At 44.6% G+C, this 23386-nt stretch carries 21 protein-coding genes and 1 pseudogene; 6 read left to right on the top strand and 16 right to left on the bottom strand.

Annotated features, from left to right (window positions below; all coding sequences use genetic code 11):
* Positions 1 to 14: 14 nt before the first annotated feature.
* Together IGK61_RS05835 and IGK61_RS05830 are read right to left on the bottom strand one after the other, a co-directional pair.
* A complete protein-coding gene (locus tag IGK61_RS05835) occupies positions 15 to 1505 on the bottom strand; it encodes a PcsB-like coiled-coil domain-containing protein (protein ID WP_074535070.1) in 1491 nt (496 codons plus the stop codon).
* A 368-nt stretch (positions 1506 to 1873) separates the two neighbouring features.
* Positions 1874 to 2494 carry a TetR/AcrR family transcriptional regulator gene (locus tag IGK61_RS05830; protein ID WP_074535069.1) on the bottom strand — a complete coding sequence of 207 codons (621 nt, stop codon included), beginning with the start codon at positions 2492 to 2494 and terminating at the stop codon, positions 1874 to 1876.
* Between the two features lie 110 nt (positions 2495 to 2604).
* Between IGK61_RS05830 and IGK61_RS05825 the strand changes: the two genes are divergently transcribed.
* The gene (locus IGK61_RS05825; protein WP_005225613.1) at positions 2605 to 3207 is read left to right on the top strand and encodes an ECF transporter S component; all 603 of its coding nucleotides are present in this window, start codon (positions 2605 to 2607) and stop codon (positions 3205 to 3207) included.
* Positions 3208 to 3339: 132 nt separating this feature from the next.
* On the opposite strand, the gene IGK61_RS05820 is transcribed toward IGK61_RS05825, so the two are convergent.
* The 8 genes from IGK61_RS05820 to IGK61_RS05785 all read right to left on the bottom strand — a co-directional run bounded on the left by IGK61_RS05820 (position 3340) and on the right by IGK61_RS05785 (position 11606).
* Complete coding sequence (locus IGK61_RS05820; RefSeq protein ID WP_016613516.1) at positions 3340 to 3699, bottom strand: DUF1304 domain-containing protein; 360 nt, start codon at positions 3697 to 3699, stop codon at positions 3340 to 3342.
* A gap of 2 nt (positions 3700 to 3701) precedes the next feature.
* The gene (locus IGK61_RS05815; RefSeq protein WP_005225610.1) at positions 3702 to 3989 is read right to left on the bottom strand and encodes a putative quinol monooxygenase; all 288 of its coding nucleotides are present in this window, start codon (positions 3987 to 3989) and stop codon (positions 3702 to 3704) included.
* A gap of 14 nt (positions 3990 to 4003) precedes the next feature.
* Positions 4004 to 4639, bottom strand: a complete 636-nt coding sequence (locus tag IGK61_RS05810; RefSeq protein ID WP_008378805.1) for a nitroreductase family protein — start codon at positions 4637 to 4639, stop codon at positions 4004 to 4006.
* A gap of 14 nt (positions 4640 to 4653) precedes the next feature.
* Positions 4654 to 5061 (bottom strand): MarR family winged helix-turn-helix transcriptional regulator, encoded by a 408-nt coding sequence (locus IGK61_RS05805; protein WP_074535068.1) that lies wholly within the window; start codon positions 5059 to 5061, stop codon positions 4654 to 4656.
* 209 nt (positions 5062 to 5270) lie between these two features.
* Positions 5271 to 7937, bottom strand: a complete 2667-nt coding sequence (locus tag IGK61_RS05800) for a cation-translocating P-type ATPase (RefSeq protein WP_074535067.1) — start codon at positions 7935 to 7937, stop codon at positions 5271 to 5273.
* A 766-nt stretch (positions 7938 to 8703) separates the two neighbouring features.
* Positions 8704 to 9618, bottom strand: a complete 915-nt coding sequence (locus IGK61_RS05795) for a cation diffusion facilitator family transporter (RefSeq protein WP_074535066.1) — start codon at positions 9616 to 9618, stop codon at positions 8704 to 8706.
* A 175-nt stretch (positions 9619 to 9793) separates the two neighbouring features.
* Positions 9794 to 10948 carry an LCP family protein gene (locus IGK61_RS05790; protein WP_034868433.1) on the bottom strand — a complete coding sequence of 385 codons (1155 nt, stop codon included), beginning with the start codon at positions 10946 to 10948 and terminating at the stop codon, positions 9794 to 9796.
* Between the two features lie 193 nt (positions 10949 to 11141).
* Positions 11142 to 11606: a VOC family protein gene (locus IGK61_RS05785; protein ID WP_074535065.1), complete on the bottom strand. Its 465-nt coding sequence runs from the start codon at positions 11604 to 11606 to the stop codon at positions 11142 to 11144.
* A 77-nt stretch (positions 11607 to 11683) separates the two neighbouring features.
* Here IGK61_RS05785 and IGK61_RS05780 point away from each other — a divergent pair, with 77 nt between their 5' ends.
* The 5 genes from IGK61_RS05780 to IGK61_RS05760 all read left to right on the top strand — a co-directional run bounded on the left by IGK61_RS05780 (position 11684) and on the right by IGK61_RS05760 (position 17236).
* Positions 11684 to 12616, top strand: a complete 933-nt coding sequence (locus tag IGK61_RS05780) for a helix-turn-helix transcriptional regulator (RefSeq protein WP_074535064.1) — start codon at positions 11684 to 11686, stop codon at positions 12614 to 12616.
* A 74-nt stretch (positions 12617 to 12690) separates the two neighbouring features.
* The gene (locus IGK61_RS05775) at positions 12691 to 13050 is read left to right on the top strand and encodes a hypothetical protein (protein WP_074535063.1); all 360 of its coding nucleotides are present in this window, start codon (positions 12691 to 12693) and stop codon (positions 13048 to 13050) included.
* Positions 13051 to 13199: 149 nt separating this feature from the next.
* A complete protein-coding gene (locus IGK61_RS05770; protein ID WP_074535062.1) occupies positions 13200 to 13739 on the top strand; it encodes a GNAT family N-acetyltransferase in 540 nt (179 codons plus the stop codon).
* A gap of 15 nt (positions 13740 to 13754) precedes the next feature.
* Entirely contained in the window at positions 13755 to 15485 is a 1731-nt protein-coding gene (locus IGK61_RS05765) for an ABC transporter ATP-binding protein (RefSeq protein ID WP_074535061.1), read from the top strand.
* Entirely contained in the window at positions 15482 to 17236 is a 1755-nt protein-coding gene (locus tag IGK61_RS05760; protein ID WP_438844762.1) for an ABC transporter ATP-binding protein, read from the top strand. Before IGK61_RS05765 ends, IGK61_RS05760 begins: the two co-directional genes overlap by 4 nt.
* Positions 17237 to 17303: 67 nt before the next feature.
* Here the strand turns inward: IGK61_RS05760 and IGK61_RS05755 are convergent, their stop codons facing one another.
* The 6 genes and pseudogenes from IGK61_RS05755 to IGK61_RS05730 all read right to left on the bottom strand — a co-directional run bounded on the left by IGK61_RS05755 (position 17304) and on the right by IGK61_RS05730 (position 23311).
* Positions 17304 to 17576, bottom strand: coding sequence for a GNAT family N-acetyltransferase (locus tag IGK61_RS05755; RefSeq protein WP_010747845.1), 273 nt, complete (start codon positions 17574 to 17576; stop codon positions 17304 to 17306).
* Positions 17564 to 17842 (bottom strand): (4Fe-4S)-binding protein, encoded by a 279-nt coding sequence (locus tag IGK61_RS05750; protein ID WP_015509363.1) that lies wholly within the window; start codon positions 17840 to 17842, stop codon positions 17564 to 17566. The genes IGK61_RS05755 and IGK61_RS05750 overlap by 13 nt, the downstream gene beginning before the upstream one ends.
* 191 nt (positions 17843 to 18033) lie before the next feature.
* Positions 18034 to 20226 carry an alpha-galactosidase gene (locus IGK61_RS05745; protein WP_074535059.1) on the bottom strand — a complete coding sequence of 731 codons (2193 nt, stop codon included), beginning with the start codon at positions 20224 to 20226 and terminating at the stop codon, positions 18034 to 18036.
* A 40-nt stretch (positions 20227 to 20266) separates the two neighbouring features.
* Positions 20267 to 21082: pseudogene (locus IGK61_RS05740) on the bottom strand (carbohydrate ABC transporter permease); the annotation flags it as partial.
* 2 nt (positions 21083 to 21084) lie between these two features.
* The gene (locus IGK61_RS05735; protein WP_010747841.1) at positions 21085 to 21960 is read right to left on the bottom strand and encodes a carbohydrate ABC transporter permease; all 876 of its coding nucleotides are present in this window, start codon (positions 21958 to 21960) and stop codon (positions 21085 to 21087) included.
* A gap of 61 nt (positions 21961 to 22021) precedes the next feature.
* Positions 22022 to 23311: an ABC transporter substrate-binding protein gene (locus tag IGK61_RS05730; RefSeq protein ID WP_016608159.1), complete on the bottom strand. Its 1290-nt coding sequence runs from the start codon at positions 23309 to 23311 to the stop codon at positions 22022 to 22024.
* Positions 23312 to 23386: the final 75 nt, after the last annotated feature.

The raw sequence follows: 23386 nt of genomic DNA, 5'->3' as shown, positions 1-23386 counted from the left end.
CAGCTAGCTATTTCTTACATTCTTACTGCAAAGCTAGGTGTAAAATGAGCGGTACTGCCAACAGAAACATTTTGTCCTGGGCGTGGTGCATGAATGTATTGTCCGCCACCTAAAGCAATGGCTACATGATAGGTGCTGCCTGATGAACCCCAGAATAATAGATCTCCTGGTTGTGCTTGGCTCACGGAAATCACTGTACCTGCTGTTTCTTGTGGTACCGTCCATCCACCAATATCTCTCCCTGTTACTTGTAAAAAGACATAGCGAGTAAAACCAGAACAGTCAAAGCTGTCCGGTCCTTTGGCACCCCAAACATAGGGTTTTCCGATATGCTTATAAGCTTCTGCCACGATTGCAGCTCCATTTGTTGATGCTGGTGCAGAAGGTGCTGGCGGCGTCACGATCGGTGCAGGTGACGGAGCAGGCGTTGGCGCCGGTGTGGGTGTAACTGGCGTCGGTGCTGGCGTTGGTGCAGGAACTGCAGGTGCACTGTCTGCTGGCGTCTCTGGTGCTGCAGGTGTCACTGGTGTTTCTGGCTCTTGAATTTCTGGTGTATCTACTGGTGCTTCTTCTGGAGCCTCTGGTGTTTCAACTGGTTCAGATTCTTGCGTTTCCTCTGGCTGCGTTTCTGCTGGTGCTTCTGGCTCTTCCACTGGCGTTGGGCTCTCTGCTTCTGCGTCAGATTCGGTGCCCTCTGCTTGAACAGCCGCTTCATTCAAGGCTGCTGCTTCTGCTGCAGCTTGTTCTGCCTGCTGTTGCGCCGCTTGTTCCGCTTGGGCTTGTAAAGCAGCAACACGGGCAGCTTCTTCACGAATTCTTGCTTGCTCCGCTTCATAGGCTTCTTTTTCTGCACGCAGCTGTTCTTTTTCTTCTTCTTTCGTTGCTTCTTCGTAGGCTAAATTACTAACTAAGACATTTAATTCTGCTTGGCTTGCTTCCAAGACACCTTTTTGTGCTTCCAGATGGCTCTGTGCTGCTTGCAATTCTGCCACTTTTTCTTGTGATTCCGCACGCTTTTGTTCAACTGCTTGTTGGTCGGCTTTTTGCTGTTCGATCACTTCATTATTTGCTCGAATGATCGTCGTCATGGCATGTACCCGACCCACTAGATCACTGACAGAATCAGCTTCTAGTACGGCTGTTAAAAAATTGTCGCCTTTCCCATTGACTTGTGTTTCTCTGGCTTGTTTTTCAATGTTTTCTGAGCGTTTGGCGATGCGCTCTTCTAACTGACTGATTTCCTGATCCAATCCTTCGATCGCTTGCAACAAATCACTTTGCTGCGCTAAAATGATTGCTGCTTCTTGATTTAATGAATCAATTTCTGCAGACAATCCATCAATTTCCCCTTGTACGCTTTGACGTTGCTGTCTCAACTGATCAATTTCGTTATTTTTTTGTTCGATCAATTGATCGTGATTCGTAGCAAAAACGGTCACAGGTCCGCCGAATGATGACAATACAATGCCGCACATACACACTGTTGCAAAGATTTTCTTCTTCATCTGATCCTCCAAATTCAATTTTAAAACTTTTTTTTCATTTATTTGACCATTTTCATTTTACCATAGTTCAGCAGCAAACCCAATCCGTAAGCGATTTACATTTTAGTTACATAAATAAGATCTGTTTTTTTATTACATGTTCCCCACTACTATCCCACCAACACGCAGAGTGAATCCCTATGTATCAAGTGTTCAAGAAAATTTCATAGAAAAAGTCCTTTTTCTTAAGAAAAAATAAATAATGTTGTAGATTTCACTTTTATTACATTAATTTTCTGCAAAATATGCTTGATTCACAAAATTTTAAACAGACGAAAAAAGCTCCTTCCTAGTGTTTTCTAGAAAAGAGCGTGCTTTTTTTGTCTGTATTATGCGCGATAGGGGAGTAGTTGTCTCATTACGGCGATTTGGTCATCAATGGTCTGTTCTGTGATGTGACCGGTCAGAGCCAAAATCCCTAATCCTTCAATCACGAACATATAGTTTTCTGCAATCACTGCCAAGTTTTCATCTTTTAACACACCTTGCTGAACGCCGACTTGAAAGATCTCATGGATCGTCCGTTTCGTCTCAGAAAGTTGTGCTTGCTGCAGTGAACTGGAGGCTTCGGTTTTATGCGTATAGTAATACTCGTAGACGGCTCGCAGCATACCGTCAGAAATGCTGTGGAGTAGACGCTTGCGATGGTCGGAAAAATATTTGTTTAAAATCGTTTCAAAGGGCACTTGCTCCATGATCATCTCTCGTACATCATCAAATTTTCGTTTGGAGCGCTGCTCTAACACTGCCAAAAAAATCTCATCCACCGAACGAAAATACAAATAAATGCCGCCGCGACTAATGCCGCACTCTTCGATAATGTCCTTCATTGTCGCATCAATCAAACCTTTCTTACTAAAGACGACTTTGGCACTTTCAAGAATCAAATCACGCTTTTGTTGTTTTTTCTTTTCCGCTGTAGTCAATTCGCTCTGCTGCTTCTTCGCCATTTTTTTGGCTCCTTTCATCACATTATTAATGACACTCGTGTCATTTTGTTGTATAATCAACCTAACTTAAAAATGACACGTGTGTCATTATAAAAAAAGGAGTTTTTACAATGAATACAAAAAGCAAAACCTATCGCCTTGTCATTCGTGCCATTTTGACTGCTATTATTATTTTACAGACGATGGTGCCTTTTCTTGGATTTATTCCGATCGGTATCACTAGTTTGACGATCATCCATATCACGGTAATCGTCGCTGCCATCGTTTTAGGGACAAAAGACGGGATGTTCATTGGCTTAGTCTGGGGCATTTTTACCATGATCCGTGCGTTTACCTCCCCGACAACGCCCTTGGACATTGCCGTTTTCACCAACCCAATCATCTCGGTGGTCCCCCGTGTGTTGGTTGGCTTAGTGGCTGGTCTCTTATTTACGATCATTTACAAAAAGACCAAAAAAGTCGTCGCTGCTTCGATTGTTGCAGCAATCTTTGGGACCATCACCAATACAGTTTTGGTCTTAACCCTAATGGGAACCTTGTATACTGGCTTAGTTGCCACTACCTATGGTGTCGATGCTTCGGCTTTATTCGTGACCCTCGGTGGAATTGCTGTAACGAATGGAATTTCTGAGGTGATCACAGCTGCGATCTTAACACCCATTCTAGTAAAAGCCTTATTTGCAGCAACTAGCTTACGTCCAGAAAATCGTTAGTCCCTTCTCTTATCCTATCATTTTTTTCACGTTCTGAGTACTCTTTGCCCAAACATTAAAAGCCCCCGATCGAAGAAAGCTTCTATTGTATAGAAAGGCTTTCTTAGATTAGGGGGCTTCTTCTTTTATTGGTTAAAAAAAGGTGGACAGCAAGGCAAGGATCGCTAGACCGCCTTGGGTCAAAATAATTTTCTTGTCGCTAGTTACACTGCCATATGCAGCCACTAAGATAATGTAGATCAACAGCAAGCGACTGATTTCCAATGGCGCTGAAGCAAAGGTAATACTATACAGTAACCCCAAACCGATCAGCCCATTGTAAACCCCTTGGTTTTTGAACAAGGTCACGACGATCGGCCGTTCAAGTTCAGCTTTCGTCACGTTGAAGACCCGCGCTGTTGCTTTGGACGTAGTGGCAAATGTTTCTAAATAGAGAATATAGAAAAACTCTAAGGCAACCAGTACAATCAAAATCGTCGATAAAATCGTCATCCTTATTCTCCTTGATGAGCGACAACGATCTCGCTCGGTTTGGCTGCAAAGTCAGGCATTTGTTGGAATAATTGTTGCAGCAGCGGGTTTTGATTGTGCGCGCTGATCGCTTCTTGGTTCGCCCATTTTTCGACCATGACAAACCGATTGTTCTCTTCCAATGATTCATAGAGATGATAGCCGTGGCAGCCTTCCTCAGCTCTCGCCGATGCTAATAATGGCGTAACAGCGGCTAAAAAATCTGCCCGCTTTTCTTCTTTGATGTAAAACGTTGCATTGATGATTTCCATCGTTTTCCCTCCTCTTATAGAAATGTCGTAATTTGTTCTGCGTCTAAACGAACGGATTCATAGCCTAATTCTTTGGCTTTTCCGACTGAAAGGATCATGACAGGAACATAACGTTCTTTGTCTAAGCCAAAAGCTTCGGCTAATTGATCTGCTTCAAAGCCGCCGATTGGGTTGGTTTCATAGCCATGCGCCCGCGCAACTAACATAAATTGCATCGCTGCTAAACTAGCGTCGATCTTCACCACATCATTCATTTGTTCTTTTGTAAGATTTTCGTAATGCGGAATGATCGCTGCTAATTGTTGGTCACGTACTTCCGCTGGCATTTTGCCTTCTGCTACTGCTTTGTTATAAATTTCTTCTCCTAGTTCATGACAAAGCATATCGCCAAAAATCAAGACCATTGCAGAAGAGGTATCATTTTGACGGACGTTGAAACGAATCAATGGTTTCAATTTTGCTTTTTGCTCATCGCTTTCCACAACGACAAAGCGCCAAGGCTGCATATTGACTGAGGAAGGTGCTGTCGTTGACTCTTGGATCATGGTCAACATTTCTTCATGGGGGATTTTGTAGGTTTCATCATAGACACGAACCGATTTTCGGCCAAAGGTGATCTCTGAAAAATTGTTATTGCTGTATTCTGTCATGGGTTTGCCTTCTTTCATAGAACTAATTTCATAAGTAATGTTAGAAGCTGTGCTTCTTCTTCTTCGGTCAAATTGATGCCTAACGACTCCTCAGAGCTGGCATGCTTTGAAGCACAACTAGCCAAATCGGCTTGTGCTTTCGGTGTCAAAGAAACAAAAATCTCGCGGTTATTGTCTTTGTTTCGTTCCCGTGTCACAAATTGTTTTTCTTCGAGAATCTTCAAATGCCGAGTGACCGCTGCACTATCGATCTTCAATTCATTCTGTACTTGATTTTGGGTACAGCGTCCTTGTTCATTCAAAAACTGCAGCAACTGATAACGCGTCAGACTAAAGCCAGTCTCTTTTTCAAAGATCGCCGTTAATTCTTGATTCACGATTTTCATCCGATACAGCAATCCGCTTAGCTCACGTAAATTCATTGCATCAACCGCTCCTTTCATAATTGACTTGTCAATTGTTGACTAGTCAAGTATAAACCATTTTCTTTTGCTTGTAAAGAGTAAGCAAAAAAGACCCGCAGCTAGGCGAACCTCCTCAAGAATCGAATCAGAAATTCTTTGATGAAGGTACACCATCAGGCTGCGGGTCTTCGTTACTCCAGTATTGAGAAAATACGGTAGAATTTATTTTATTTTAATTGGAAGAGTTTCTTCAAGCCCATCACGATCAGTGTAGAGATCGCAGCAGCAGCGAAGATAATGCCCCACGTGCCAGCTTGAATCGGCATCGTATCCAATAGCTCATTCATAAACGGTACATAGACCGCTGAAAGCTGTAAGCCGACGGAAAGGAGCAATGCCCCCATCAACGGTTTGTTTTTCAAGAGGGTTTTGTCTAAACCAAAACCGCTGCTCTTACGAACGTTGAAAATATGCATCAATTGCGCCACTGCCATAAAGGTAAAGGTTGCTGTTTGTGCATAAAGCAACTCGTGATCCGTCAGCATCAGGAAGTTGAAGAAGCCAAACGCCACCAAACCAATCACGACCCCACTTAAAATAATGCGTCCTAAGAAGCGCTTGTTAACGAGGCCATCAGCTTTCGACCGTGGCTGGCGCTTCATAATGTCGTCTTCAGCTGGTTCAAAGGCTAACGCCATGGCTGGAGCAATATCGATGACTAGATTCAAGAAAAGGATATGCAGCGGTTGGATCGGCATGGGCATCAAGAAGATGACACTTAAAAAGATCGTCACGATCTCAACCATATTACAAGAGAACAGGAAGGAAACATATTTTTTTATGTTGTCAAAAATGATGCGTCCTTCTTTGATGGCATCGACGATCGTTCCAAAACGGTCATCCGTCAAAATCATATCGGAAGATTCTTTGGCTACTTCTGTCCCACGAATCCCCATGGCGATCCCGATATCGGCGCCGTTGAGTGCTGGCGCATCGTTGACCCCATCGCCAGTCATTGAAACGATATCGCCTTCTTCACGCAACGCTTCCACAAGCTGTAATTTATTTTTTGGTGAAACTCGAGCAAAGACAGCGACTTCTTCGATTTTTTCGTTAAAGCCTTCTTGCCCTGCCAATTCATCGATCTCACGACCCGTCATGGTTTTTTCATGGTCTTTTAAGCCAATTTCTTTGGCGATCATGGATGCCGTCTTCGGATGGTCCCCGGTGATCATTTTCACTCGGATCCCCGCTTCTTGTGCGACCTTCACTGCTTCTTTGACATCTGTTCGCGGCGGGTCGACGATGCCCGCAAAGCCTTGAATCTTGATTTCCTGCAGTGCTGCTTTCAGCTCTGCTTCGTCCGTTCCACCTTGATAATCCTTGATGCAACCGACAGCGATCACCCGCTGCCCATGACTGGCTAACGTGTCATTGTATTCATGAAGCTGTTCTTTTTCTTGGGCATCCGCATCGGCTAAATCAATCAAGACATCTGGTGCCCCTTTGATGATCAATGTCCGTTGCTTTCCTTCATACACGGTCACCATGTATTTGTTGTCGGAATCAAAGGGCATTTCTGCGATTTTCTTCAGCCCGCTGTCCTGCTCTTTTTGGCGATCGATGCCGATTTTTTGACCTAAAACGACGAACGCCCCATCTGTTGGATCACCGAGGATCTCGTATTGCCCTTCGTTTTCACGTAAAGTGGCGGTGGTACATAAAGCACCGTTTTCGATCATCCCTTGCAGCGCCTCATGATTGGCTGCATCGATCTCGGTTTCATCCTCCGAGTCGGCCTTGTAAAATTTTCCGTTGGGTTCATACCCATTTCCTGTCACTTTGAACATTTCTCCTGAACCTAAAATGATCTCAGCAACCGTCATTTGGTTTTCTGTCAGCGTCCCCGTTTTGTCACTGGCAATGATACTGGTGGCGCCCAGGGTCTCAACAGCTGATAACGATTTGACCAGTGCTTTGTGCTCGGCCATCGTCCGCATGCCTCGGGACAATGTGATCGTCGAAACGGCTGGCATTGCCTCAGGTATCGCTGCGACCGCCAAAATAATCGAGATATGGATCATTTCGACAAATGGTTGATTCGTCAAGACCCCAGCGATCAAAACTGCCACCGCAGCAAAAAGCGCGGCAATAATGATTGCTTTTCCTAGCTTGTCCAATTCGATATCTAACGGCGTTTGACGCTTTTTGTCACCCGTCAGCATGTCACTGATTTTTCCGACCTCGGTCTTCATACCGGTTTCTGTCACTACCGCATAGGCATTTCCCCGAGTTGCGGCAGTTCCTGCGAAAACGACATTGCGGCGATCGCCTAGTGGAACATCTTCTTCATAGGTTTCTCGTGCATCTTTTTCAACAGCTTCTGACTCACCGGTCAGCGCTGATTCGATGCAGGCAAAGTTGCTCGTTTCAAGTAAGCGAGCATCTGCCGCAATGGCATCCCCTTCTTCCAGAACGAGAATATCGCCTGGAACGATTTTTGCCGACTCGATCTCCATTACTTCTCCATCACGAATCACTTTTGCGGTAGTGTAAATCATGCTTTGAAGAGAATCAATTGATTTTTGTGCTCGTAATTCTGTGATAAAACCTGTCATTACAGCAATCACCACGGCAATCAATACTGCAATTCCTTCAATCGTTTCCCCCATCGCAAAAGAGAGTAACGCAGCTGCTAGCAATAAATAAACAATCAAGTTGTTCAAGTTATGCCACAGCAATTCCCATACAGAAAGGGATTCTTGTTGCTGGATCGTGTTTTCTCCGTATTTTTCTAAGCGTTTGTCGGCTTCTTTGCCACTTAGGCCTTGCTTGCGGTCACTTTCAAAATGTTTCAAGGTCTCTTCAGTCTTTTGCTGGTAAAATTTTTCCATCAAATTCCTCCTTTAAATTATAAACTTCTTGCCGAGGGTTTCCACGTTTCTGAAGGGATAAATCGGTACAGATACCTTGCACAGTCATTTTTTGATTTGAATCGGTTCAGGCAATTGCTGAGTGAAGGGAATATAACCAATAAGAAAAGCAAGCGCAGGTTGACTGGCTGAGGGAAAAGGTATGTGTGTTGAGCATCGATCATTTTGCGAGCAATGAAGTCGCTTCTTTTAATCGTCGCAAGTGATCTTTCTATGTACGTACTTTGTGAAAAAACCATCCGGCCTACTTCTAACCTATCATGGATGAAGATGTTCGCAAAGGATTTTGCTTCACAAGTGGTGTAAAAAAACAGTCGTAACAAAATTAGCACCACCGCTTTTGGTGACGATTGGGCAGCATGTCAGTAATGCCAAACAGGTACTCGTTTCGGTGTTTTCTTAATAAACTAAACTTTTGCTATGTTGTGATTTACAATGTTACAACTCTAGCAAAAAAATAACTTTAAAAAGAGAACGCTTGCTGTCTTTACTTTATTTTAACAAAAAACAACAAACTTTTGAACAAAAAAAACGTTTATTGCTAAAAAAACAATTAAATTGCGACCTCTCGCTGACATTCTCCTTCCTGATCGCCAGAAAAGATTGAAGCAAAACAAGCCATTGATCCATTGTGTTCATATAAAACAAGCACGCCAATACCCCAAAAAAGCATTCCTCGTTTGAATGATAAATCACCAACCGAGGAATACTTCGTATCTATTCTAATTTAAGAGGGAACTTCCTCACTCTCGATGTAGCAATAGACTCGCAGATTAGGCAAAGCCTGTTTGATCCGCTGTTCGATGGTATCGATAAATACGCTTGGTTCTTCGGGTCCTAGCTTCAAGGTAAGGTCGGCGACGATCAAAAGTTCTTCTGGACTTAGATGGAGGGTTCGCAAATCTTTGATTTGAATGATGGCAGGATCGGCTAAAATTTGTTTGATCGCCATTAAATCAGAAGCAGAGGCGCCTTCTCCAATCAAGAGGCTATAAAATTCTTTGGCTAAAAAGACAGCAGCAGCAATCAGCAACAATCCACCTAAAATGCCGCCGAGGGAATCAAATATCGGATTATCCGTCAATGCGGTCAATAAGATTCCTGCGATGGCGATCGTCACACTACCTAAGGCAAACAAATTTTCCGTGAAGCCTAAAAGCAGATCGGAATCGCGGCTTTCTTTTAAGAAACGAACGAGGGGCTGGTTTTGCTTGTTTTGTTCTTTGACTTCTTGCCACCCCTCTTGAACAGCGGTCACTTCAATGAACAAACTGACAAATAAGATCGCTGCCACCAGCTGGAGCTGTTCCACTTCGTGGGTGGGGTCTAGCAGGTCACGGCTGGCTTCAACCACCGCTAAAATTCCACCACCTAAAAAAACTGTCATGGCAACTACAGTACTAAAAAAATAGGTCGCTCGTCCTTCACCAAACTGATGCAGTTCGCTGCGTCCTCGCTGTGCTCGGTTTTCACCGATGGCTAGAAGTCCTTGATTGATGCAATCGATCAGACTATGGATACTTTCATTCATCAAGACTGCACTGCCGCTAAAGAAGTAGCCGATGGCTTTCATGATCAACCCTAAGACATGGGTCAGCAAAACGATTCTACGGGCTTTTTGCTCTTGCTGTTTTTCCATCATACTTCCTCCTTCGGTGTCGGACTCGCTGTAACAAGCTGTCTCTTTTCTTAAGCATAGCACTGCACTTCCTAGATGAAAACGAAAGTGGCTCGTGATATAGATTTACCATTTACTCCCCTCTTGAACGCAAAAAAACCAGGATTTCTCCTGGCTTGCTTCTGACAATAATACTTCATTAATAATTTGAATCTGATCCATACTCCGTGCCATAGCCCGTTCCGTTGTCAGTACCGTACTCGCTGCCATAGCCTGTGCCTTGAGACCCATCGTCGTATCCTGTCTGAGCATCTGTATTTTGATTTTGGGTACTCTGTTCTTCTGTCTGCTTGCCTAATGCCTTAAGCATGTCGTTTCGGATTTCATTGTAAGAGTAGTCTTGGATGTACACAATGGACTGACCATCGTAAGACTCCCCATCATACCATTCAAAGGTATGACTATTGATTTCAAATCCCGAAATCATATTTCCAGCAAGGGAAACTAAATCTTCAAATTTAAAGTTTGTATTTACGTCATTACTTACAGAATCTAAAATTTCTTGATATTTCGTCACGTTATTAATTTTTAAAGCCTGATGAATTGCTGCTTCAATGACTTCTTGCTGACGATTTCCCCGATCAACATCGGTATCCATTTTTCGAATACGCGCAAAAATCAAAGCTTGCTCACCGTTCAACAACTGACGACCTTCCGGAATCAATGTTTCCCCAGAGTTATCTGCGGCATAATCTTGATTTATGTCGTAAGGGACATTTACAGTTACACCACCAATTGCATCAATAATTTTTTTAAAACTAATAAAATTCACGTTTACGTAGTAATCGATTGGGAGCTGCAAATAATTTTGAACGGTTTCGATTGTTGCATCCTCTTCACCGACTGTATAGGCACTATTGATTTTTGCTGTCGTATAAATTGTACCCGTTCCAGTTCCATCATAGATATTCGTCCAAATATCCCGCGGGATGCTCACCATATCGATTTTTTTGTTTTCGCCATCATAAACCATGTAAATCAAGCTGTCTGTACGTGCACTGTCTAAATGATCTGTTTGTTCACGTTCCTCATCATTATCGACACCCATCAATAAAACACCGAATTTGGAACTTACATCGGATGTTTTGAGTGATCCATCCTCTTTTTCTTTGTTAGAGGTTATCACAGCGGATTCTTTAAACATTTTATCCACTGAATTTTTTGCTGCATAATACGTATAGCCGGCAAATAAAACGATGCCTGCAATGGCGAAAAGAAAGATTCCTCCAATAATCACGCGTTTGTTGCGCGCTTTGTGGGCTCTTTGCTGTTTATATCTCGTCTTTCTATCCATAGTGCCTCCTTCATTTCTCCTGAATTGCTCTCCCCGATTGTACCAGAATTTTTACGATCCGCCTATTTTTTTAAGAAGTTTTATTCTTTTTCTGTGAAGTCCTTTAAACATTCCTTAAAAATAATTCTGGAATTGAAAGAAACTTGGATAATTAGTCAACTTCTATGGATATTTTATTAAAAAACGAGTTTTTTCATTCACCCTTTTTGGATGGATCAACTTCTTTTTCGACAGTCAGCTGAATAATTACACCAAATGGATCGCGAACACTTGCATAAAAAAACGCAAAAGCATTCTCACTTGGTGCTTGGATCGTCTGACTGCCTTTTTGCATCAATCGTTGATAAAGCTTCTGAGCTATTTGGCTCTCCGCTAGCGTCAAACTCAGTGACAAGTGATTGCCTCGCTGAATCGTCTCTCCTTCAACTAGTGGATTGTCTGCCAGCTGCAACTGGAAATCTCCGATCTGTAGGATGGAGTGAGAAAGATACTGTTCTTGTCCCGCAAGAATCTCCAGCGTTGGATCAAGTCTCTCACGATACTCCTGGTTGGTGATCGCAAATAAGAGGGTTGCGTCTAGTGTTTCTTGATAAAATTGAATGGCTTCTTGGGCTTTGCCGTCTAACGTTAAAAACAAAGCGATTTTTGGTTCGATCATTTGTTGGTTCCTCCTTTTCTTGTTACCATAAGTGTAACTGTGAATATTGCCAAAACTTGGCACCATTGGAGAAAGAAATGAAAAAATCAGAACGCTTAACACAGGAACTATTGTATTTACAAGGAAAAACCACTTTTCATCTAGCCGATTTGATGGAAACCTTCGCAATCTCAAAACGTACAGCCGTCCGTGATGTCCAATCTTTGGAAGAGCTGGGCTTGCCTCTCGTGGTAGAAACCGGTCGTTATGGCGGCTATCAGATTTTGAAAAATCAACTGACCCCCTTGTACTTTGACAAAAATGAACGGTATACCCTTTTCTTTGCTTTGCAGCTCTTACAAAAATTAACCGATTCTCCTTTTGATCGGAGCTACCAAGGGCTACGGCGAAAACTGTTGCAGTCTTTTTATCAAGGAGACACCGTGTGGTTAGAAAAAATGGAGACGGCGGTTTCGTTTCAAGGGGTTCCTCAATTGACGAGTGCGCCGATCCTCTCAGCACTTTTTTCAGCAATCGTACAAGAACAGGTCATCCAATTTACCTATCAGCGTTATCAAAAAACGAACAAGATCGTACAACCCTATCAGCTGGATTTTCGTGCTGGCTACTGGTACTGTTTGGCCTATGACTGTCAAAAGCAGGCTTTTCGCCGCTATCGCTGTGATGCAATGCAGGGACTTGCTCCGACTGAAAAAACAGGCTATACCTTGCAGCAGTTAGCTGAAAAACAGCTGCAGCAACAAGTGTTGACACAAACACTGGGCTATCACATCCGCTTTGATCTATCGGCAAAGGAACGCTTGTGGCAAGAAAAATATCCTGACATGGCAGTGGTGGAACGTCCTAGCGAGCTTTGCTTAGAGGGGCACATTGCCGACAATGAGCTGGGTTTTCTGGCTGATTTTCTCTTACAATTTGGTCCAACTATTAAAGAAATCCACCCGTTAGTCCTCAAACAAGCGTATACTGAAAAAGTTCGGCAAATGCTGCAGCCATTTGCAACGGACTGACCGCTTTCCTGCATTGATTACTGATTGCTTGCTTGCGCCGAAACTGATACTAATTGATAAGGAGTTTTCTACCTATGTTTCTTTTAAATAAAAAAACCTTCCAAGCATTGGCTGCCCCCTATAGGACAGAAGGGGCTGCCATCGGCTATGCCAAATGGCAGTCCTTCAACGCCATCACCAGCCGTAGCCTGCTCGTCTTGGATAATCAGCAATTGACGATTTTGGCATTGAATCTTTTCTCGACAAAGGTCGTGCAGCACAAAAGCATACCGCTTGCTGAGCTGAAAAAACAGCACAAAGATCCTGTTGTAGGGATGCTCGTCCCGATTCGCTTTACTTATAAAGGGGAAACCTACCGTTTTCAAATGCAGCGAGTGATCTTGCCCTTGGGAGATTGGCAAAAAAACTTTCTTGCCCGCTGGCAGTCGTGGTAAATGAGCAGCAACTGGCAAGGTTCGTTTCCTAGAAAAAGACTTTTCAAGTGATTTACATTTTTTTTGCAAGAAAATGAATAGATTTTTCAGGGGATGTTTTCGGCTATTTCGTTCTATGGTAAGATGTCCCTAAAGAAATGGAGGCTGTTATGGGTTTTATTGAAAGTGAACGTTTACTGCTCCGTCCGTTTCAAGAAAGTGATTTTGCCGATACCTTTGCTATTTATCGGCAAGCGGAAGTCTGCCGATTCTTACTTCATGAGCCTTGGCAGACAGAAACGGCAGCTGCGGCTTTTGCCAAAAAATGCCAACAGCACGCCTTGACGGACCAAGCAGGCCTTTCTTTGGCGGTACTACACGATCAAACGGTCATCGGCGATTTGTCGGTGTGGTTTACTGGTCAGCCGTCTTCCGTTGAAATCGGCTATGCCTTCCATCCGTCATTTGGCGGACAAGGGTTTGCTCAAGAAGCATTGAAAGAATTGTTGGACTGGTTGTTTGCCAGTCAGAAGATCCATCGGGTCCAAGCGACGCTAGACGCCCGCAATCAGGCCTCAGCTAAGCTTTGCCAACGCATTGGATTACGCCAAGAAGCACATTTTATCCAAGACTGGTGGAACAAGGGGGAATGGACCGATAGTTTGGTTTTTGCCTGTTTGGCCAGTGAACATCCTGCTCATCCGAAATAATTTAGGAGGTTTTTTATGATTAGCTTGTTACGCTATGCCAAGGATTATCGCAAACAGATTATTCTTGGTCCGTTTTTCAAATTTTTAGAAGCGGTGTTTGAATTGGTCCTGCCTTTGCAGATGGCCGCTTTAGTCGATGAGGGGCTGCGGCAAAACAATTGGTCGAAGGTCGTTGAAATGACGATCTGGATGATCGTGATGTCCGTGGTAGGCATGATCTGTGCCGTCATCTGTCAATATTATGCTTCCGTCGCTTCTCAAGGCTTCGGGACGGAATTACGCAATCGCTTGATGAAAAAAATCAACACCCTTTCCCATAGCGAACTGAACTTATTCGGGACGGATACCTTGATCACCCGAATGACCAACGACATCAATCAGATGCAGATTGCTTTGGCGATGCTGATTCGGCTGGTGGTCCGTGCGCCCTTCTTAAGTATCGGTTCGGTGATTATGGCCTTTGTCATTGATTGGCAAGCTGGCTTGATTTTCCTACTCGTCTTACCGCTCTTTTGTATCGTCTTATTCTGGATCATCGCCAAAACCGTACCATTATATAAGAAAGTTCAAATTCATCTCGACGAATTGAACGAACTAGTGAGTCAAAATTTAAGCGGGATTCGGGTGATTCGTGCCTTTGCCCGCACAAAGACGGAAACGAAACGTTTTGATAAAGCAACTGATGATTTAAGTGATGTCTATTTACGGGTCACAAATCTCTCCGCCTTATTAACGCCTGCCACCACCTTGATCATGAATGTCGGCATTATCGCGTTGTTTTATATCGGTGGATTCAAGGTCAATATTGGCAATTTGCAGCAAGGACAAGTGTTGGCACTGGTCAATTACATGAATCAAATGCTCTTAGCATTGATCGTGGTTTCCAACTTAGTGATCATCTTTACCCGTGCCGCAGCATCTGGTTCACGGATCACTGAAGTGTTAGCCACTGAGCCGTCGATCGGCGATGAGCTTTCAGAAGTCTTTATGGATCAGCCGAAAAACAATGTGGGAGCGATTCGCTTTGAGCACGTTGATTTCCGCTTTTCAAAAGAATACGGATTAGCCTTGAAAAACATTGATTTCCAAGTCGCACCGGGGTCTATTTTAGGTATCACTGGACCAACCGGGAGTGGGAAATCTGCCTTGACCCAATTGATCCCCCGCTTCTACGATGTGGCTGATGGCAAAGTGATCGTTGACGGGCACGATGTGCGGAAATGGCCTTTACAGCAATTACGCCAAAAAATCGCCATGGTGCCTCAAACCGCTGTGCTGTTTACGGGAACGATTCGAGAAAACTTGCAATGGGGCAAAAAAGATGCCACCGATGAAGAGTGTTGGCGAGCACTCGAAATCGCTCAAAGCCGCGACTTCGTTGAAGCCTTGCCGCAGCAATTGGATACCCCGATTTTTGAAGGGGGCAAGAACTTTTCTGGAGGACAAAAACAACGGTTAACGATTGCCAGAGCATTGATCGCTAAACCAGATATCTTGATTTTGGATGATTCTTTAAGTGCCCTTGACTATCAAACCGATCTTGATTTGCGGATAGCTTTAAAAGAAAGCATTCGTGGTACGGTCATCATCATCTCCCAACGGGTTCGCTCCATCCAAGATGCGCAGCAGATCTTAGTCTTAGACCAAGGGAATTTGGTAGGCAAAGGGACCCATGAAGAGCTACTGGCAACGTCAAAAGAATACCAAGAAATCGTGGCATCACAGGCAGAGGAGGAAGAAGCATGAAAAAGAAATCATTCGATTGGTCGGCCTTTCGTCGCTACCTCCCTTATTTGACCGCCTACGCGAAGGAAACTTGGGCGGCAGTTGTCCTCGGGATCGCAGCTGGTGTTTCCTCGGTTTATATGACGTATCAGATCGGTCAAGCCGTCGATCAGCTGATAGGTGCCGATCAAGTGCAGTTCAGCGCCCTCTATCGCATTTTGCTTTTGTTTGCCGGAGTGGTTTTAGTGACTGTGGTCAGTCAATGGCTGATCCAGCGACTAGGCAACCGCGTGGCGTATTTATCCGTCGCCGACTTACGTAAAAAAGGCTTTGCCCATCTCAATACATTGCCGTTGCGCTATTATGACCAAAACTCCCACGGCAACATCGTCAGTCGCTTTACCAACGACATGGACAATATTTCCATTGCCGTCGCTGCAGTCTTTAACCAGTTGTTCTCTGGTATTTCGGTCGTCTTGATCGCCTTAGTCGTCATGCTGCAAATGAGTGTGCCCTTAACGTTGGTCGTATTGGTTTCGACCCCGATCATCTTTTTGGTCAACTGGATCGTGGCACGAACGTCTCAATCGCATTTTGCTCGCCAACAAGAAATCGTCGGCGAAATTTCTGGCTTTGTTACGGAAATGATCGGCAATCAAAAAATCGTCAAAGCCTTTGATCGAGAAACCATCAACCAAAACCGTTTTGAAACGATCAACCAAGAATTGAATGTCCGGGGGCAAAAAGCACAGTTTTCTTCTTCTTTGACCAATCCCCTTTCACGATTCGTCGATCACTTGGCGTATCTGTCAGTCGGCTTTGTCGGCGGTCTGCTTTACTTTTCTGGTTCAGGTGCCGTCACGGTTGGGGTGATCTCCAGCTTTACGATCTACTCCAGTCAGTTTTCGAAGCCATTCATTGAATTGTCGGGAATTACCACCCAGATCCAAACGGCATTAGCTGGACTTTCAAGAACCTTTGAGCTATTGGATCAAGAGCCAGAAACAGCCGATGACCAAGAATCTCAATCACTGGGTGAGATCAAAGGCGAGATTGCCTTTGATGAGGTTTCTTTTGCTTATGATCCTGGTCAAAAATTGATTGAAGATTTCACTTTTACCGCAAAACCTGGAGAAACCGTCGCGATCGTCGGAAAAACTGGTGCTGGTAAATCGACGTTGGTCAATTTACTGATGCGTTTCTATGATGTCGATAAAGGGGCAATCAAGATCGATGGCACCGATATTCGTCAGTTGAAACGAGAAGAATTACGGCAAAGCTTCGGAATGGTCTTGCAGGATACGTGGCTCTTTGATGCCTCTTTACGAGAAAACCTGCAATACGGCAATGACACTGCCACAGATGAAGAAATCTATGATGCCTTAAAGCATGCCTATATGTTTGAGTATGTGATGCGCCTACCAGAAACACTAGATACACCGATCGGTCATCAAGGGATCAAGATCTCTGACGGGCAACGGCAGCTCTTGACGATCGCCCGCACGATGATCAGCAACCCACCAATGCTGATTTTGGATGAAGCAACCAGTTCGGTTGATACTCTGACTGAGAAAAAAATCCAAGATGCTTTCTTGAAAATGATGGAAGGCAAAACCAGCTTTGTGATCGCCCATCGCTTATCAACGATTCGAGCAGCAGACAAGATCCTGGTGATGGATGCCGGTCAAATCGTGGAGCAAGGAACCCATGAAGAATTACTGGCAGAACAAGGCTATTACTATCGCCTGTACCATGCTCAATTCCAACATTGATCAGCCATACCACAAACCCCCATCAGCTCAAAGGTACCTGCTTGAGCTGACGGGGGTCTTCTTTTATTTATTGGTTCCAAACATCGGCATATTCTGGTTTGCGTTCAAATTCTTTTTTGGCAAAGGGACACAAAGGAATGATTTTCTTTTGTTCTTTGCGGGCTTTTTCCACCCCTTTTGCCACTAGTTTTTCGGCCAGACCTTGGCCCCGATATGCGGGATCGACAAAGGTATGGTCAATGATCAAGCGTGTTTCGCCCGCTTCCGACCAGGTCATTTCACCGATTTCTTTGTCGCCGTCTTTTAACACAAATCGAGTGTTTTCTTCTAAGATTTCCATGGTTCTTCCTCCTTTAATATGTACTTTAATGCACCGCTGGGGCAAGTGTGGATCACTTGTGCCGCTTGCGCTGCTTCCCCGTTATCAGGAATCACCCATGGGCGCCGTCCAACTTCAAAAATAGCGGGATTGCCCCGCACACAATTGCCGCTGTGAGTGCAAATTTCTTTATTGTAATAAATATCGATCGCTTCGCCACGATACTTCCGATATCCTGCAGCAATCAACCCTGCTTCTGTTTCCTTGCCTAGTGGCTGTTCGTCCATGTTGAACACCCTCCTCTTATTGATTGTCAGAAGCAAACTGCCTGCCTCCTCCTTCATCATACGACTTCTCGAGAAAAAAATAAATCATTTGTTCAAAAATAACCTCTCAGTTGCCGATCATTAGCCAAACGTTTACGGCAGCACAATAAAGCGTCCCGTCAAAACATGTTGCTTTGACGGGACGCTGATTTTCATTCGTGAGGCGCTTTTGCAAAAAAATGAAACCGCTGCGTGGCGTAATCCCCTGCTAAATGAGGATCGATATACAACCCGAGCTGCATCAATTCATCGCCACCGAAGGTCTCTCCCCCACTTTGATAGGTAAGGTCAGGATCTAAGCCAGCCAGTTTTAAAGTAACCAATGGTGCAGAGGCTTCGGCTAAGACTCGGAAGTAAAAGACGATCGCTTCTTTTTTATCTGGGGAAACATACAGCCAGGCGGTGTCATTGCCTTCATAAGGGCTGAGCAATCGAACAAAGCGACCCAACTGCAGCAGGCGCCGATGTTTTTTATAAAAAGCGATTTGTTCTTTGATCTGCACTTTTTCCTTTTGTGTCAGCTGTGTCAAGTCAAGCTCATAGCCCAGCAAGCCAGACATCGCAGCATTGCCGCGAATCGCTAGGTCCGTTGCCCGTTGGGTCTGATGGTTCGGGATCGCTGAGACATGGGCACCCATGGTGGATGGCGGATAGACCAGACTGGTTCCGTATTGGATCTTCAGGCGGGCGATGGCATCGGTGTTGTCGCTGGTCCAAATCTGCGGCATATAATACAAGAAGCCAGCATCAAAGCGCCCACCGCCACCAGAACAACCTTCAAACAGGATCGTCGGATAGGCAGTGGTCAGTTTCTCTAGGAACTCATACAAGCCCAGCAGATAGCGGTGCGCGACCTCCCCTTGCTGGGCAGGATCGAGGAGCAAGGAATAGACATCCGACAGACTGCGGTTCATGTCCCATTTGATATAGTCGATGGCAACCGTATCAAACAGTTGGGTTAACTGGTGATAGAGATGGTCTCTGACATCTTGTCGAGAAAAGTCCAACACATACTGACTGCGGCTAAGCGCTGGCTTGCGATTGGGTACTTGTAACAGCCAATCGGGGTGCTGTCGGTTTAGTTCACTGTCACCAGAAATCATTTCTGGTTCCAGCCAAAGCCCGAATTGCAGCCCTTTGTCATGGACTTTTTGGGCAAATCCTGCCAAGCCAGAAGCTAGCTTGCCTTCGTTTTCAAACCAATCGCCTAATGAGGTTTGGTCATCTTCTCGCTGACCAAACCAGCCGTCATCCAAAACAAACAGTTCGATTCCCAGCTCCTTAGCTTCATCAACAAGGGCATCCAGTTTTTCTTCATTGAAATCAAAGTACGTTGCTTCCCAGTTATTGATCAAGATCGGCCGTTCTTGCTTTTTGTATTTACCCCGAATCAAATGCTCGTCATAAAAATCATGATAGGTGGCTGACAGCTGATTCAAGCCAGCCTCACTATAAGCGATCACGGCTTCTGGGGCTTGAAAGCTTTCAGTTGGCGCCAATTGCCAGGCAAATTGATGGCTGTTGATCCCCATGATCACACGGGTTTGTTGGTAAGGATCTTTTTCGATGATGGTTTCATGATTGCCGCTATATAGCAAGCTAAAACCAAAACACTCCCCAGCAAACTCCGTAGCATTAGGTTCCAGCAAGACGGCAAAGGGATTTTGCTGATGGCTGCTGGAACCCCGCTTGCTGTCTAAACGCTTGATGCCGCGATGGATGGGTTCTCGGGTAATTTGGCGTTCCTTCGCCCACGCCCCCGGCAAGTGGATCAAATCAAAGGGCCGGTTAGGAAAATCCAGCGCTTGACTCGCCAGCTGCTCGATCGTAACAGGCTGGTTACCGTGGTTGATCACTTTGCTTGAGCGGACGATCACTGCCGCATCCTCAAAAATCGTGTAAAACAGCTGCAGTTCGAGTCCCGCCACATCATCTTTTAAGGACAGAATCAGTGTTTCGATGCCGTCGTCAGCCCCATGGGTCTGAGGCAATCCTGCTAAGGCTGGTTTGCCTTGTTGAATCTGGTAATCACTAAAGACAAAATGGCTGACTCGGCTGCCGTCAGACTGGCGAATCGTATAGGCAGCTTCTCGAAAGTCCCCGAAGCCATTACCAGGAAACTCTAGCATCAAGGTGTCTAATGAGAAAAGCCGATCGCTACTGTCTGGGGGATTAGGTGAAAAGGACCGATCAAGGCGTGGGTAGCGATAGCCACCAGAATAATGGGCGATTTTCTTCCCAAAATAAAGGTGCGCCACATTGCCCCCTTCCTCTATCTGTAAGAGATAGCTGATTTGATCGTTGCTTAAATGAAAGACGTTTAGTTGTTTGTCAAAAAGAATCATATCGTACCCTCTACTTTGTATTTGCTTGCTGATGTCCCGCTTATTTCACGGAGCCCAGCATCCCTTGGACGAATTGTTTTTGTAAAACGAAGAAAATGATGGCCGTTGGCAGTGTGGCGATCACGATGCCGCACATCATCATGCCATAATCAGGGGTATAAGAAGCACCCATAGCCGAAAGAACCAGTGGAACGGTCCGTTTGTCTGGTGATTGTAGGGCAACTAATGGCCACAAATAATTGTTCCAGCTGCCCATAAACGTAATGATCGCAGCAGCTGCATAAGTATTTTTAGCCGTAGGCATGTAGACTCTAAAGAAAATACTCAGTTCATTCAAGCCATCGATCCGAGCAGCTTCGACTAATTCTCTAGGGAATGCCTTGATGTTTTGGCGGAAAAAGAAAATCAAAAAGGCGGTACAGACTGAGGGCAAAATCACGACAGCGAAGGTATTGATCCCGATCGGTGTGCCGCTAAGTTTGCTAAACATCCGATAGAGCGGGATCATTAGCGCGGCAAAAGGCACCATCATCGACAGCAGGAGAATATTAAAGATGCGGTCTTTGGTTTTCGTCCGATAAATCTCAAAGCCATACCCTGCCATGGAGGAGAACAACAGCGCAAAGACGGTCGTAATCACGGCAATCACTGCGGAATTGCCTAATGCTCGAGTAAAATTCAAATCGGAAGAAAAAAGATTTTGGAAGTTGATGACCAACTGATCCCCAATCATGATTTTCCCGGCAACGATATCAAAGGTTTGATTGGTCATCCCTAGGATCATCCAAACAAATGGAAAAATAGAGATGAAAGCCAAAATCGCCAGAAAGACGTATTTTAAAGTGAGTGAGATTGTTTTCAATTTTCTTTTCCTCCTATTTTCGTTTGGATGATCGATAGGATCACGATCGCGATCACAATGACAAAGGAAACCGCAGCGGCATACCCAAAGTTTGGCGTGAATTTGTAACTTAAATTGTAGATGTATTGTGACAAGGTCGTCGTGGCATTGGCTGGTCCACCGCCAGTGATATTTTGAACTTCATCGAATAATTGCAGCGTACCGATCGTTGAGGTGATCGTGGTAAATAAGATGATGGGACGCAAGTTGGGAATCGTGATTTTGAAGAATTGATCCCATTTCGTGGCACCATCGATCTCTGCCGCTTCGTAAATACTTGGATCGATATTTTGCATGCCTGAGATGAAAAAGATCATATTGTAGCCAGTCCAACGCCACGTGATGGCAAAAATGATCAGTACTTTTGCCCAGAAGGGGTCCGTCAACCATTGGATCGGTGCATCGATCAGGTGTAGCTGTGTCAAAAAGTTATTGACTAACCCATTTGCCGAAAAGAGACTTTTCATAATCAAGGAATAAGAAACCAAGGATGTGATACAGGGTAAAAACAAGGCGGTGCGGAACAGCCCTTTAAATTTCAATTTTTTGTCATTCAATATGTTCGATACGATCAGCGCCAAAAAGAGCATGATCGGAACTTGGACTAATAAGTATAAAAACGTATTGCCAAAGGCTTTTTTAAAGGTTGAGTCGCTCAACATCCGCTGATAGTTGCCAAGACCGTTAAAGGTCATCGCTGTCGGTGGTCCTGATTGGAATGACGTGAACAATGCCGAGACCATCGGAATAAAGACCAGCATCGTGATCAAAATGACGGGTAAGGTAATAAAGGCATTGCCGTTTGCAAACCAATTTTTTGTTTTGTTTTTCATTGTAATTCCCCCTTAACACAGAAACTCGCGATCGCTCACGAGTTTCTGCAAAGTTGTTCGATTAGTTTGCAATTTGTGCTTCCACTTGTGATTGTGCTTCTTCTAATACTTTATCGATGTCTTCGCCGTTGATCACTCGTTGCAAGCTTTCAGTCAAGACAGATTCAATGGCATAGGTGTGATTGCCGTAGTTCACGGCTGGAATTTCTTGTGACCATTGAGAGAAATCTTGGAAGACTTTTTGACCGCCATAGAAATCAAGCCCCGACGTATATTCTTCCGTTTCTTCTGCAGCATTCATGGTTGAAACCAAACCGATCTCGGTAGCTAATGTACCCATCAATTCTTTATTTGAAGCAAAGGTATTGGCTAAAAAGTCTTTGGCATTTTCTTCGCCGTCAACCCCTTTGATCACGTACCAGCCTGCTCCGCCGATGCTGGAAGCATTGACTGAATTGCTGTTGCCAGCGATAGATGGGATTGGAGCGATCGCCCATTTGCCGCTTTGGTCTTCCGCGCCTTGAATCGTGCTGGAATACCACGCACCAGTTGGCGCAGAAGCGACATTCCCCGATTGAACGGCATTGACTCCGCCATCCCAATCAGAAACTTGTTCAACTAAGCCTTCATTCAACAATGTTGCTAAGACAGTTAGACCAGCTTTGAAGGATTCATTGTCTTTGATGGTTACGGTGGAGCCATCTTCACCGGTATACCATTCGCCTGCCGATTGCATAATGATTCGTGCCAAGCCAAGATCGCTTGGGTCTAACGACATCATAGCGTGACCCGTTTTTTCTTTGACGTCTTTGGCGATGCTGATAAAATCATCCCAAGTAATATCTTGGAGATCAGCCTGCTCATAGCCTGCATCGGTCAAATAATCTGTGCGGTAAAATAGTCCTGCGACGCCACTGTCAAATGGCACCCCATAAATGACATCGTCGACTTTATTGACCGCAAATTTATAGCTGGAGAAATCCTCCTCATTCACGATATCCGTTAGATCACTAAACGCATCTGGATAAGAAGAAAGGTATCCTTGGATGCGGTAGTCTTCGATCAAAACGATATTTGGTAGTCCGTCCGTATTTCCAGATGCCAGACTCGTATTTAATTTTTGAACGATGTCATCTTGTGACATCGTCACGACTTCCACATCGACATCTTGATTTTCATATACTTTTTTGGCTTCATTGACTGCCTTGATGTTGAAGGTCTCATCCCATGCCCAGACCGTGACTTTGTTTGAGGACTCGCCAGAATCCCCTGAGCTTGTGTTGCTGTTTCCGCAAGCCGCCAAAGTCAGCACTGCAGCCGCCGTTACCATCGATGCAAGTAGTTTTTTCATTTTTATCCCTCTTTCCTTTTATTTACATGGCTAACTATACACTGATTTTGTAACCGTATTCAATGATTATGAAAG

This window comes from Enterococcus sp. AZ063, from assembly GCF_051715045.1.
Lineage (GTDB): Bacteria > Bacillota > Bacilli > Lactobacillales > Enterococcaceae > Enterococcus_D > Enterococcus_D casseliflavus.
Note: the sequence above shows the minus strand (reverse complement) of the source record. Positions and strands in the feature narration are given on the sequence as shown.

What these genes read in the sequence shown, in the direction of transcription:
- IGK61_RS05835 (WP_074535070.1), bottom strand. Translation starts at nt 1,505, where the DNA reads ATGAAGAAGAAAATCTTTGCAACAGTGTGTATGTGCGGCATTGTATTG.
- IGK61_RS05830 (WP_074535069.1), bottom strand. Translation starts at nt 2,494, where the DNA reads ATGGCGAAGAAGCAGCAGAGCGAATTGACTACAGCGGAAAAGAAAAAA.
- IGK61_RS05825 (WP_005225613.1), top strand. Translation starts at nt 2,605, where the DNA reads ATGAATACAAAAAGCAAAACCTATCGCCTTGTCATTCGTGCCATTTTG.
- IGK61_RS05820 (WP_016613516.1), bottom strand. Translation starts at nt 3,699, where the DNA reads ATGACGATTTTATCGACGATTTTGATTGTACTGGTTGCCTTAGAGTTT.
- IGK61_RS05815 (WP_005225610.1), bottom strand. Translation starts at nt 3,989, where the DNA reads ATGGAAATCATCAATGCAACGTTTTACATCAAAGAAGAAAAGCGGGCA.
- IGK61_RS05810 (WP_008378805.1), bottom strand. Translation starts at nt 4,639, where the DNA reads ATGACAGAATACAGCAATAACAATTTTTCAGAGATCACCTTTGGCCGA.
- IGK61_RS05805 (WP_074535068.1), bottom strand. Translation starts at nt 5,061, where the DNA reads ATGAATTTACGTGAGCTAAGCGGATTGCTGTATCGGATGAAAATCGTG.
- IGK61_RS05800 (WP_074535067.1), bottom strand. Translation starts at nt 7,937, where the DNA reads ATGGAAAAATTTTACCAGCAAAAGACTGAAGAGACCTTGAAACATTTT.
- IGK61_RS05795 (WP_074535066.1), bottom strand. Translation starts at nt 9,618, where the DNA reads ATGATGGAAAAACAGCAAGAGCAAAAAGCCCGTAGAATCGTTTTGCTG.
- IGK61_RS05790 (WP_034868433.1), bottom strand. Translation starts at nt 10,948, where the DNA reads ATGGATAGAAAGACGAGATATAAACAGCAAAGAGCCCACAAAGCGCGC.
- IGK61_RS05785 (WP_074535065.1), bottom strand. Translation starts at nt 11,606, where the DNA reads ATGATCGAACCAAAAATCGCTTTGTTTTTAACGTTAGACGGCAAAGCC.
- IGK61_RS05780 (WP_074535064.1), top strand. Translation starts at nt 11,684, where the DNA reads ATGAAAAAATCAGAACGCTTAACACAGGAACTATTGTATTTACAAGGA.
- IGK61_RS05775 (WP_074535063.1), top strand. Translation starts at nt 12,691, where the DNA reads ATGTTTCTTTTAAATAAAAAAACCTTCCAAGCATTGGCTGCCCCCTAT.
- IGK61_RS05770 (WP_074535062.1), top strand. Translation starts at nt 13,200, where the DNA reads ATGGGTTTTATTGAAAGTGAACGTTTACTGCTCCGTCCGTTTCAAGAA.
- IGK61_RS05765 (WP_074535061.1), top strand. Translation starts at nt 13,755, where the DNA reads ATGATTAGCTTGTTACGCTATGCCAAGGATTATCGCAAACAGATTATT.
- IGK61_RS05760 (WP_438844762.1), top strand. Translation starts at nt 15,482, where the DNA reads ATGAAAAAGAAATCATTCGATTGGTCGGCCTTTCGTCGCTACCTCCCT.
- IGK61_RS05755 (WP_010747845.1), bottom strand. Translation starts at nt 17,576, where the DNA reads ATGGAAATCTTAGAAGAAAACACTCGATTTGTGTTAAAAGACGGCGAC.
- IGK61_RS05750 (WP_015509363.1), bottom strand. Translation starts at nt 17,842, where the DNA reads ATGGACGAACAGCCACTAGGCAAGGAAACAGAAGCAGGGTTGATTGCT.
- IGK61_RS05745 (WP_074535059.1), bottom strand. Translation starts at nt 20,226, where the DNA reads ATGATTCTTTTTGACAAACAACTAAACGTCTTTCATTTAAGCAACGAT.
- IGK61_RS05735 (WP_010747841.1), bottom strand. Translation starts at nt 21,960, where the DNA reads ATGAAAAACAAAACAAAAAATTGGTTTGCAAACGGCAATGCCTTTATT.
- IGK61_RS05730 (WP_016608159.1), bottom strand. Translation starts at nt 23,311, where the DNA reads ATGAAAAAACTACTTGCATCGATGGTAACGGCGGCTGCAGTGCTGACT.